General features: G+C 65.9%; 7 protein-coding genes. 1 reads left to right on the top strand and 6 read right to left on the bottom strand.

Annotated features, from left to right (window positions below):
- The first annotated feature begins 26 nt into the window (after positions 1-26).
- Complete coding sequence (locus tag CH249_RS02495; protein WP_094629608.1) at positions 27-686, top strand: TetR/AcrR family transcriptional regulator; 660 nt, start codon at positions 27-29, stop codon at positions 684-686.
- A 211-nt stretch (positions 687-897) separates the two neighbouring features.
- Here CH249_RS02495 and CH249_RS02490 read toward each other — a convergent pair whose 3' ends face one another.
- The 6 genes from CH249_RS02490 to CH249_RS02465 form a co-directional block, all read right to left on the bottom strand.
- Positions 898-4,701, bottom strand: coding sequence for a multifunctional oxoglutarate decarboxylase/oxoglutarate dehydrogenase thiamine pyrophosphate-binding subunit/dihydrolipoyllysine-residue succinyltransferase subunit (locus tag CH249_RS02490; protein WP_094629609.1), 3,804 nt, complete (start codon positions 4,699-4,701; stop codon positions 898-900).
- Between the two features lie 110 nt (positions 4,702-4,811).
- A complete protein-coding gene (locus CH249_RS02485) occupies positions 4,812-8,546 on the bottom strand; it encodes an ABC transporter ATP-binding protein (RefSeq protein WP_094682211.1) in 3,735 nt (1,244 codons plus the stop codon).
- A 182-nt stretch (positions 8,547-8,728) separates the two neighbouring features.
- The gene (locus CH249_RS02480; RefSeq protein ID WP_094629610.1) at positions 8,729-9,499 is read right to left on the bottom strand and encodes an ABC transporter permease; all 771 of its coding nucleotides are present in this window, start codon (positions 9,497-9,499) and stop codon (positions 8,729-8,731) included.
- On the bottom strand, positions 9,496-10,539 hold the full coding sequence (locus tag CH249_RS02475) for an ABC transporter ATP-binding protein (protein WP_094629611.1): 1,044 nt from the start codon (positions 10,537-10,539) through the stop codon (positions 9,496-9,498). The genes CH249_RS02480 and CH249_RS02475 overlap by 4 nt, the downstream gene beginning before the upstream one ends.
- Before the next feature lie 122 nt (positions 10,540-10,661).
- Entirely contained in the window at positions 10,662-11,501 is an 840-nt protein-coding gene (locus tag CH249_RS02470) for an LLM class F420-dependent oxidoreductase (RefSeq protein ID WP_094629612.1), read from the bottom strand.
- Positions 11,502-11,544: 43 nt separating this feature from the next.
- Entirely contained in the window at positions 11,545-12,264 is a 720-nt protein-coding gene (locus CH249_RS02465; RefSeq protein ID WP_094629613.1) for a hypothetical protein, read from the bottom strand.
- Positions 12,265-12,282: the final 18 nt, after the last annotated feature.

The raw sequence follows: 12,282 nt of genomic DNA, 5'->3' as shown, positions 1-12,282 counted from the left end.
TGACTAACATTCAGTAGGGTGGTTGCATGGCGTTCGTGAACAGTCCCGGCGCACCGACCACGAAGAGGACGAGACTCAGTCCGCAACAACGACGAGCCCAATTGATCGAGCTCGGCACCGAAATGCTCGCCGACCGCCCCCTCGAGCAGATCTCCGTCGAGGACATCGCCGATCAAGCCGGCGTCTCCCGAGGTCTGCTGTTCCACTACTTCGCCTCCAAGCAGGACTTCCACCTCGAAATCGTGCGTGAATCCTCGCGCGTCATGCTCGAGCGCACCGCACCCGATCCTTCGCTGCCACCGTACGAGATTCTGCGCGACTCCATCGCCAACTACGTCGATTACGTCACCGACAAGCGACAGATGTACGTCTCACTCCTGCGCGGCACCCCCAGTGGCGATCCGCAGATGCGCGCGGTGTTCGAGGAGACTCGCTCCGCCATGGCCGAGCGAACCCTCGCGCAACTCGGGGGACTCGACATCGAGGTGACCCCCACCATCGTGCTGGCCGTTCGCGGCTGGATCGCATTCGTCGAGGAAACGACCATCAACTGGCTCACCGCACCGGAGCTCGGCCGAGACGAACTGATCGACCTCAACGTCAATGCTCTGCCTGCCGTCGCGCTGGCACCGGACATGATCTCCGCACTCCTGGGTGCCGACCGAGACGCCGCCGCAGACGCCTGATCCCGCCGCGCCGCCCGCCCCCGCACGCGTCAATGGACCCTTGCACTCCTCAGACGTATGCAGGGGTCCATTCACTCGTGTCCGGGGGTCGCGTGAATGGACCGTCGTACTGCGCAGACGTATGTAGTGGTCCATTGACGCCGAACGGGGGAGCCCAGAAACGACGACAGCGGCCCACCCCCGAAGGAGTGGGCCGCTGTCGCGAGTGTTTCTAGTCTTCGCCGACTGCCTTGAAGGCCTCGTCGATGATTTCGAGTTGCTCGACGGCGTGCACCTTGCTCGATCCCGACGACGGAGCGGACATGGCGCGACGGGAGATGCGCTTGATGCCGACCAGCTTCTCGGGCATGAGCTCGGGCAGTGCGAGACCGAAGAAAGGCCACGCACCCTGGTTCGCAGGCTCTTCCTGAACCCAACGGAATTCCGTTGCATTCGGGTAGCTTTCGAGAGCTTCCCTGATGCGGCGAACCGGCACGGGGTAGAGCTGCTCGACGCGAACGATCGCGACGTCGTCGCGGTTGTCCTTCTGCTTACGGGCGAGGAGCTCGTAGTAGAGCTTGCCGCTGACCATCAGCACTCGCTTGACCGCGCTGCGGTCGCCGGTGCCGGTGTCGTAGGTGGGCTCATCGAACACCGAGTGGAACTTGCCGTCGGTGAAGTCCTCGATGTTGCTCACCGCTGCCTTGTTGCGCAGCATCGACTTCGGGGTGAAGACGATCAGCGGGCGACGAATGCCGTCCCGCGCGTGCCTGCGCAGCAGATGGAAGTAGTTCGCGGGGGTCGAGGGGAGTGCGACGGTCATCGAGCCCTCGGCGCACAGTGTCAGGAAGCGCTCGATGCGTCCGGACGTGTGGTCGGGTCCCTGACCTTCGTGGCCGTGCGGCAGCAGCAGCACGACGTCGGAGAGCTGACCCCACTTTGCTTCACCGGACGAGATGAACTCGTCGATGATGGACTGTGCGCCGTTGACGAAGTCGCCGAACTGCGCTTCCCACATCACCAGTGCGTCCGGGTTGCCCACGGAGTAGCCGTACTCGAAGCCTACGGCTGCGAACTCGCTCAAAGCGGAGTCGTAGACCATGAACTTGCCAGGGTTGTCGCTGCCGATGTTCTGCAGCGGCGTGTACTCGGCACCGGTCTTGCGGTCGATGATCACCGAGTGGCGCTGGGTGAACGTGCCGCGGCGGGTGTCCTGGCCGGAGAAGCGGATGTTGCGTCCCTCGTCCACCAGCGATCCGAGTGCCAGCAGCTCGCCGAAGGCCCAGTCGACCTTGCCCTCGTACGCCATTTCCCGGCGCTTCTCGAGAACCGGCTTGACGCGCGGGTGCACGTTGAAGCCGTCGGGAACGGCGAGGTGCGCGTCACCGATACGGTGCAGCACGGCCTTGTCGACCGCGGTGGTCAGCTTGGCGGGCAGCTGCTGATCGAGCTCGACCGACTCACTGGGCTCAGGGGTGTACTTCTCGAGTTCGCGTACCTCGTTGAAGACGCGTTCGAGCTGGCCCTGGTAGTCGCGGAGTGCGTCCTCGGCTTCCTTGAGCGAGATGTCTCCACGACCGATGAGCGATTCGGTGTAGCTCTTGCGGACGCTGCGCTTGGTGTCGATCACGTCGTACATCGCCGGCTGCGTCATCGAGGGGTCGTCGCCCTCGTTGTGACCGCGACGGCGGTAGCAGATCATGTCGATGACGACGTCCTTGTGGAACTTCTGACGGAAGTCCACTGCCAGCTGAGCGACCCAGGCACAGGCCTCGGGATCGTCGCCGTTGACGTGGAAGATCGGCGCGGCGATCATCTTCGCCACATCGGTGCAGTACTCGGACGAACGCGAGAACTCCGGCGAGGTGGTGAAGCCGACCTGGTTGTTGACGACGATGTGCACGGTGCCGCCGGTGCGGTAGCCCCGCAGATCGGACAGGTTCAACGTCTCGGCGACGACGCCCTGGCCTGCGAATGCCGCGTCTCCGTGCAGCATCAGCGGCAGAACGGAGTAACCGCCCTGGCCGGTGCCCTTGTCCAGCAGGTCCTGCTTGGCGCGAACGAGGCCTTCGAGAACCGGGTCGACGGCTTCGAGGTGCGACGGGTTCGCGGTGAGCGAGACCTTGATGTCGTTGTCACCGAACATCTGGATGTACGTGCCCTCGGCACCGAGGTGGTACTTCACGTCGCCGGAGCCGTGCGCAGCGGCCGGGTTCATGTTGCCCTCGAACTCGGTGAAGATCTTCGAGTAGGGCTTGCCGACGATGTTGGCGAGCACGTTCAGGCGGCCGCGGTGCGGCATACCGATGACGACCTCGTCGAGGGCGTACTCGGCGCTCTGGTCGATGACGGAGTCCATCATCGGGATGACCGACTCGGCACCTTCGAGCGAGAACCGCTTCTGCCCGACGTACTTGGTCTGCAGGAACGTCTCGAACGCCTCGGCGGCGTTGAGCTTGCTCAGGATGTACTTCTGTTGCGCCACAGTCGGTTTGACGTGCTTGGCCTCGACGCGTTCCTGCAGCCAGGAGACCTGCTCGGTCTCGAGGATGTGGGTGTACTCGACGCCGACGTGGCGGCAGTACGAGTCGCGCAGAACGCTGAGCACGTCCCGCAGCTTCATCTTGTCCTTGCCGTGGAATCCGCCGACCTTGAACTCGCGGTCGAGGTCCCACAGCGTGAGGTCGTGGCTGATCACGTCGAGGTCCGGGTGCATCCGGAACTTGTCCTTGGTGAACTGCAACGGATCGGTGTCGGCCATCAGGTGACCGCGGTTGCGGTACGCAGCGATGAGCTCGAGCACGCGGGTGTTCTTGTCGACCGTGCCCTCGGGCAGATCCTTGCGCCAGCGAATGGGCTCGTAGGGGATCTTCAGCGAGTGGAACAGCTCGTCGTAGAACTCGTCGCTGATCAGCAGGTTGTGGATCGTCTTGAGGAAATCGCCCGACTCCGCACCCTGAATGATGCGGTGGTCGTACGTCGAGGTCAGCGTCATGAGCTTGCCGACGCCGAACTCGGCGAGACGCTCGTCGCTGGCTCCCTGGAACTCTGCCGGGTACTCCATCGCACCTGCGCCGATGATCGCTCCCTGGCCGTTCATCAGACGCGGCACCGAGTGCACGGTTCCGATTCCGCCGGGGTTGGTCAGCGAGATGGTGACGCCTTGGAAGTCCTCACCGGTGAGCTTGCCGTCGCGCGCACGACGCACGATGTCCTCGTACGCGTTGTAGAACTGCGTGAACGTGAAGTCCTGCGTGTTCTTGATGGCGGCGACGACGAGGGAACGGTTGCCGTCCTTGCCGGGCAGGTCGATCGCGAGACCGAGGTTGATCGCTGCCGGAGTCACTGCGTTCGGCTTGCCGTCGACCTCGGCGAAGTGGCGGTTCATGTTCGGGAACGCCTTGACGGCCTGCACGATGGCGTAGCCGAGCAGGTGCGTGAACGAGATCTTGCCGCCGCGGGTGCGAGCGAGATGGTTGTTGATCACGAGACGGTTGTCGACCATGAGCTTGGCCGGGATCGCACGGACGCTGGTCGCGGTCGGAATCTGCAACGAGGCGGACATGTTCTTCGCCACCGCTGCAGCAGCGCCGCGCAGAACCTTGCTCGACTCCTCGCCGAACTCGGCTGCGGCGGGCTTTGCGGGAGCGGACTTCGCCGGTGCTGCCTTCTTCTCGGCAGGCTTGGCGGCGGCAGGCTTCGAGGCTTCGGCCTTGGGAGCGGCGGTTTTCGGAGCTGCCTTGGGTGCTGCGGCCTTCGGCGCGTCGGTCTTGTCGGAAGCAGAAGCGGCCGTCTGGGCTGGTGGCGCGGGCGCTGCGGGAGGCGCGGACTTGGTCGAGCTGCCGTTCGAGGATGCGCCGTTACCGGCAGCACCGTTGGATCCGGCGGTCTCGTCGGTCGCTGCATCGGGGTCGTAACCGGTCAGAAACTCGTGCCAGCTCGCGTCGACGGATGAAGGGTCCTTCTTGAATCGCTGGTACATCTCGTCGACCAGCCATTGATTTTGTCCGAATTGGGTAGTAGAGCTGCTGCTCACGGCAGTAGTTCGCCTCGTTTCTGTCTTCGTTCCCGTTCAGCGCGCGTACGTGTCCAGGCTAGACCTTTGGTCCAGCTCACGTGCGTCCGGGACGTAGCTGTGATATGTACTCACCGGTAACCATCGGCCTCGTTGTCGATGACACCTTGGACTATCGAATTATTCCCTCGGTTCGTTTCGGCTGCAGTCCACAACTGCGCGTAGAACCCGCCCTGCGTGCGCAGCTCCGAATGTCGACCCACTTCCACGATACGGCCGCCGTCGACGACCACGATCAGATCCGCTCGTGCGGCGGTCGCCAAGCGGTGCGCGACGACCACCGCGGTGCGGGTGCGTGCGACGGCACTGCTGGCTGCGAGCACGGTGCGCTCGGTCGCGGGATCGAGCGTGGCGGTGGCCTCGTCGAGCAGGAGAAGGTCGGGGTCGACCAGCTCGGCCCTGGCCAGTGCGATCAGCTGTCGTTGACCCGCGGACAGCCCTTGACCGCGCTCGCCGACAGGTTGGTGCATACCGCCGCGAAGTGCGGCGATGGTGCTCAGAGCTCCCACGGATCGGGCCGCGTTCTCGATGTCGGCACGGGTGGCGTCGGGCCTGCCGTAGGCGATGTTCGACGCGACGGTCCCGGTGAACAGGTGCGCTTCCTGCGGTACTACGCCGAGTCGGTGCCGGTAGTCCGAGAGGCGATAGTCGCGTAGATCGTGGCCGCCGACGCGCACCGATCCGGAGGTGGGATCGTAGAAGCGGGCCAGCAGTTTCACGACCGTGGATTTGCCCGCGCCGGTGCGCCCGACCAACGCGACGGTGGTGCCGGCGGGGATGGTGAGATTTACCTCACTCAGGGCGTCGGACTGTGCTCCGGCATACCGAAAACCGACGTCGACGAGTTGTATGTCGGCGTGCAGGCGTCCGCCGGGGAGTGCGGTGGTGTCTGATTTGGTGGACGTTTCAATCGAACTCGTGGTGCGGAGGAGATCACCGATGCGGCCGACACCGACACGTGCTTGCTGGTAACCGTCGAACACCTGCGATAGCTGCTGGATCGGACCGAAGAGCAGCCCGAGATATAGCACGAACGCCACGAGAGTGCCCGCAGTGGTGGTGCCGGTGGCGATCTGATGCGCGCCGACGAAAACGACGACGGCGAGGGCGATGTCGGAGAGCAACGTGATGAGGGGGAAGAACACCGAGATCGCGGTCTGCGACCGCATCCGACTCACCCGGTAGCGGTCGGAGCGTTCGGCGAACCGGGATGCGGCGTACTCCTCGCGTCGGTACGCCTGCGCGGCGCGCAGTCCCGTGACGTTCTCCTGGAAGTCGGCGTTGACGATCGAGATGCGCTCGCGAGATGTCGAGTACGCCGCCGACGAGATGCGCCGGAAGATCACGGTGGCCACGGCGAGGGGCGGCACCACCGCCAGCGCCACCAGTCCCAGTGCCGGGTCGGTGACGAGCAGTGCGGCGGCGATGCCGACGACGGTCAGCACGCTGACCACTGCGGTTGAGGCTCCGGTCTGGATGAAGGAAGACAGCGCATCGACGTCGGTGGTCATTCGCGTCATGATGCGACCCGACAGTTCGCGTTCGTAGTAGTCCAGGCCGAGCCGTTGGATGTGCGCGTAGCTGCGCACCCGGAGTCCGAAGAGCACTCGCTCGCCTGCTCGCGCCGTGATGACCGTCGTCCAGCAGACGACGAACCAACTCGCCGCAGCCAACACGACACCGATCGAGGTGGCGATCCACAGGGTGTTCGAGTCTCCGCCGGCCACTCCGCTGTCCACCGCGTAGCGAACGAGCGAAGGGAACGCGATCGAGGCCAGTGAGTCCAGCGCGAGGAGCACCACCACCGCTGCCAGCAACAACCGCACCGGGCTCAGCAGTCTCGACAGCCGGAACTCCGGGTCGGGTCGACGAAGTTCGACTCCCGATGCAGCCGGATCCTCCGTCGCGGGCGGCAGCGCCGCGACCGCCCGGGAGATCGCCGGAGTCGGCGCGAGTGAGCCGAAGGCCCCCGCCATCGCAGTTCCGTGACCACCTCCGCCTCCGGGCGCGGGCGTTGACACCGCGCCGGGCTCGACGGTCGCTTCCGGTGCGGACTCGGGCCAGAGCGTGTCGGCGGACGGTTCCGCTGTCGGTTCCCGGTCGGTGTCGTCGTTCGCGTCGCCGTCCCCGCCTGCGAGGAGGGCCCGGAACAACGGACAGCGCCGATCCAGTTCGTCGACCGTTCCGGTGTCGATGATGCGGCCGTTGTCGAGGACGGCGACGCGATCGGCCAGCGTCAGGGTCGAACGGCGATGTGCGAGAACGAGAGTCGCGCGAGTACGGACGCCGCGCAACGCGTCGAAGATGGCGGCCTCGGTCTCGGCGTCCACGGCGGAGGTGGCGTCGTCGAGGATCAGAATTCGCGGTTCGACCAGAAGAGCGCGGGCCAGTGCGATGCGTTGGCGCTGACCGCCCGAGAGAGTGAGGCCGCGTTCGCCGACGAGGCTGTCGTATCCCTCGGGGAGCGCCTCGACGAACGTCGAGGCCTGCGCGAGCCGCGCCGCATGCCTGATCGCCTCCGCGGTGGCGTCGGGCCTGCCGAGGGCGATGTTGGCGGCGATGGTGTCGGAGAAGAGGAACGGCTCGTCGAACACCAGCGAGACCGCCTCGCGGAGCGACGTCGAGTCGAGGTCGTCGATGTCGATCGACGTTCCGTCGGACGTCAGCGCAATCTGCCCCCGAGTCGGGCGGTAGAAGCGGGGGAGCAGGAGTGCGAGTGCGGTCTTTCCCGAGCCCGCGTGACCGACGACGGCCACCGTCTCACCGGGCGAGATGGTCAGGTCCAGGCCGGTGAGCACGTCGCGTTCGGGTTCGAATCCGAAGGTCACCTCGGAGATATGGACTCCGAGCGGGCCGTCGGGCAACGCGACGGGTTCGGCCGGTTCCGGGTCGGACGGCTCGGTGTCGACCACCTCGTAGACGCGCTCGACGGCCGCGCGGGAGAGTTGGGCCATGATCACCACCGACGAGACGGTGCGGGTCACGGCGGACAGAGTCGCGACATAGGTGGCGAAGGCCAGGAAGGTGCCGATCGTGATGTGGCCTTCCAGGGCCAGATAGCCGCCGAGGGCGATGACTCCGACCAGTCCGAGTTGAGGAATGGTGGCCATCGACGGTGCGAACCGTGAGTTGATCTTCGCCGACCGCATGCGCTCGGCGAACAACCTGCGACCCAGTGTCTCGATGCGATCGACCGCGCGGGCTTCCTGCCCGAAGCCCTTGACCACCCGAACGCCGGTGACCGTCTCCTCGACGTGCTGTGCCAGATCGGCGGCGCGTTGCTGCGCCGACCAGGTGGCCGCGAAGAGAGTGGGCCGAATTCGGTAGACCACGATGCCGACCGCAGGAACGATGAGTACCGCGACAACGGTGAGCAGCGGCGACAGATACGCCATCACAGCCAGCGCCAGCACGAACTGCAGGACGGCTCCCGCCGACAACGGCACCATGGCCAGCAGCCCCTGCACCAGTTGGAGGTCGGTGATCGATCTCGAGACGACCTGCCCGGTACGGATCTCGTCCTGCTTGCGCCCGTCGAGCCGCTGCAGTGACGCGAGCAGGTCGAGGCGTAGATCGTGCTGGACGTCGATCGAGAGCCGGCCGGCGAGCATGCGTCGACCGAATTGGCACGCGAAACGCACCAGGCCCAACAGTGCGATGGCGGCGGCGACGGCGGCGATCTTCTCGCCTCTGCCGGCCGTCGCGTCGTCGATGGCGACCCTGGTGAGGAGCGGGAACGAGATGTCGATGACCGCGGCGATCATCGTCACGCCCAGTGCTCCGAGTGCGGTGCGTCGATGCAGCATGCACTGCGCGATCAGACGTCTGATCCACCCACGCCGGGGCCTCGACGCGGGTTCTGCGCTGTCGAGTGTCGACGAGCTGCGTCCGGGTGCCGCTGCACGGTCTTTCACCGCATTACTGTGTGCCATCGCCTCACCACGGTAGACCCGAGTACCGACAGGGTCGGCCCGCGAACGAAGCGACGTCAGTCGATGTCGCGGGTGCGGGCCAGGAACCAGCCGACGCCGGTGAGGACCGCGGCCCACAGCGCGAGTCCGAGCGGTGCCCACGGCCACGACGCCAGGTCGCCGGCGTCGTCGAGTTGAGTCGCCGCCATGGTCGGCAGAGTCAGGTTCGACGGCAGCGCTACGGCGACCGATCCGAGCCCGAGTCCGAACAGGATCAGCGAGAGCAGACCCTCGCCGAACGGCAGCCAGGCGACGAGCACGATCGCGGCCCACGTCGGAGATTTGAGCAGCAGACCCAGGCCGGCACCGATCATCGACCACAGCACGACTGCGAGGAGGCACGACAACACCACGCCGACGAACGCGCCGTCCAGCAGCACGGTCCGCTCGTTGAATATCAGCAGGCAGATCAAGCTGGCCAGCAGCACCACCAGGCCGTATCCGAGGCCGAACAGCGCAGTGACGACGAGTTTGGCGGCAATCACCCCGTCGCGGCCGCGAGCGGTCAGGAAGCTGGTGGTGATGGTCTTGTGGCGAAATTCGGTTCCGGCGTTGACGGCACCGAATATCCCGGCGAACAGAATCGCGGCACCGGCGGCGACGTACAGGCCGATCGAGGCGACGCCACCCGAGATGTCCAGGTCCTCCTCGAATTCACCCAGCTGATTCGCGATCACCGACGTGATGACGGACGCGAACACTCCGACGACGATCGGGGCGATCGCCAGCGCCCACCAGAATTTCAGTGTGGTGACCTTACGGATCTCCGACGTCAGCAGTGCGTTCATCGCTGACCCCCGTTCCAGTTCTGTGGCGGACCGTAGTTCTGCGGCGGAGCGCCGTACCCCGGCGGTGGGCCGTAACCCTGCGCAGGACCCGGCGGGCCGTAACCGTGGGGACTCTGCTGAACGGGTGCGGCGTTGTACTGACCCGTGGTCATCGACAGGAACACCTGCTCGAGGTCGACGTGTTCGCCGGTGGTCCCGAAGATCGTCACCTGGGCGGCGGCCGCGATGCGGGCGATCGTCGCCGCGTCGGGACCGGCGACACCGATGCGTCCGTCGGGAAGCAGTTGGCTGTCGTTGAACCCATTCGAGGCCAACGCCAAGGCCAAAGCTGCGGGGTCCGATGCGGCCACCAGTACGCGGCTCGGACGTGTCGATCGCAAATGCGCGATGGAACCCTGGTACACGAGTGCGCCGGCGCTGACGATCACCAGATTGTCGACGGTCTGCTCGATCTCGCGCAGGATGTGGCTCGATACGAGCACGGTGCGACCCGACGCGGCGAATGCCTTGAGGAAGTCGCGCAGCCAGGCGATTCCTTCGGGGTCGAGACCGTTCGCGGGTTCGTCGAGCACGAGGATTTCCGGATCCCCCAGCAGGGCTGTCGCCAACGTCAGGCGCTGACGCATGCCGAGCGAGAAACCGCCTGCGGCGCGGTCGGCGACGTCACCGAGCCCCACGAGGTGCAGGACGTCGAGCGCGCGGCTGTCGGGTATGCCGATCGCAGCGGTGTAGATCTTCAGGTGGTGTGCGGCGCTGCGCTTGGGGTGCAGGCTCAGCGAGTCGAGGACGGCACCCACCGTGCGGGCGGGGTGGGCCGCCGCGCGGAACGGCATGCCGTTGACGAGGCCGACACCCGAGGTGGGAGCGACGAGTCCGAGGAGCATGCGCAGCGTCGTCGTCTTGCCCGATCCGTTGGGGCCGAGGAATCCGGTGACCGTTCCGCGCGGAACGACGAAGCTCAGGTCCGAGACCGCGCGAACTGTGCCGAATTGCTTGGTCAGTGCTTGCGCTTCGAGCGCCGCTCCCGGATAGCTGGACATCTGTGCGCAATCCCCCTGGCCGTAGGTCACCTCGAGTACCGGCTGCGCGCGGCAACCGGTACTCGAGGCTACGGGGTGCGACCGACATCCGGTGCGGCCCCACGTGCGCGAGCCGTCCCGCTTCAGTGATGCAGCGCGGCGGCGATCTCTCGGTAGGTCTCGAGCGGATCGGCCATGTCGGGCAGCGAGTGCAGTGTCACGTGCGAAGCACCTGCATCGATGTGCTCGTTCAACCGTGCTGCGATCGCGTCGGCGGTACCGTGCGCCACCAACGCGTCGATCAGTCGGTCGCTGCCGCCGTCGCCGATCTCATCGTCGGAGTAGCCGAGTCGGTTCAGATTGTTGGTGTAGTTGCGCAGGTGCAGGTAAGGGTTGTTGACCGGTGGTCGGCCGATCGAGCGTGCCTGCTCCGGATCCGACTCGAGGACCACCTTGTGTTCGGGTGCCAGAATCTTGTTCGGTCCGAGCGCCTGGCGTGCTTCACGGGTGTGCTCGGGGGTGGTCAGGTACGGATGCGCACCTGCGGTGCGGTCGGCCGCAAGCGCGAGCACCTTCGGTCCGAGCGCAGCGAGAACGCGTCGCTCCACCGGGACTCCGGCCTCGTCGAGAGCGTCGAGGTAGGCGACAAGAGCGTCGTACGGCTTGGTGTATTCCTGCGTCGCCTCCGGATGGCCTGCGCCGATTCCGAGGACGAATCGGCCCGGGTGCTTGCTCTCCAACCGGTGATACGACGCGGCGACGTCGGCCGCTGCGTCCGACCAGATGTTGACGATGCCGGTGGCGACGACGACCGTCTCGGTGGCGTCGAGGATCTCCTCGCTGGTGGTCAGGTCCGCGGGCGGCGAGCCGCCGAGCCAGATCGTCCCGTAGCCGAAGGATTCGATCGCCCGGGACAGTTCGGGTGTGAACGCCGAGTGCAGTCGCCAGACGCCGTACTTGCCGAGTTCAGGTGTGGAAGTCATGTTCGAAGTCAACGCGGCAGAGTCACGAAGATTCCGCTGCCGGTCACTCGTCCGGTTCGATGATCCTATTCTCCGGGAACCGAGCAGGCGGCGGGCCGAAGGCATCGCGGGCATTCTTGATGACACCTTTGCCGACTGCGCGGTTGCCTGCGCCGCCGATCGCCGCACCGATGCCTGCGGGAAGCATCTTGCCGACCAGAAGCGCGCTGCGCTTGGCCAGGTATTTGGTGATGAACTTCTTCACCAGCGACTTGTTCATGCTGGTCATCGAGCCGCCCGGGATGCGGGAGGTGATCAGCGGCCCCCAGTTCTTCGCCGTCTTGCCGACCGTCCGTTGCACGATCTGCATACCCGACTCGCCCAGCGCAACCGAGAGCACCAGGGCGCGTCGTTGCTGGTGGTTCTCGACGGGGATGCCGTGTACGGCGGCCACCGACAGTGTCAGCAGTGCGGAGGACTCGATGAAGAAGGCAGTTTCGGCACCCACCGCTGCGAGCGAGGCGACGGTCCCGACGCCGGGGATCGCCGCGGCACCGCCCACCGCGGAACCGCTGCCGGTGACCGCGAGCAGAAACCGCTTCTCCAGCCGTTCGATGATCTGCGCGGGGGTGTCGTACGGGTGTGCTCGACGCACGTGCGCGACGTACTTGTCGACGGCGGGTCCCTGGAGGCGGCTGGCGTTGTCGAGGATGTTGACCAGCGCGCGTTCGAGCTTGCCTCCACCCCCGACCTCGACCTGTGCGTCGTCCTTCTTACCTGCCATGGGTCCTCTTCTCGCCGT

Origin of the sequence: Rhodococcus sp. 05-2255-3B1, assembly GCF_002258545.1 — a bacterium.
Lineage (GTDB): Bacteria > Actinomycetota > Actinomycetes > Mycobacteriales > Mycobacteriaceae > Rhodococcoides.
The sequence above is the reverse complement of the archived record's forward strand: the minus strand, read 5'-3'. Positions and strand labels throughout refer to the sequence as shown.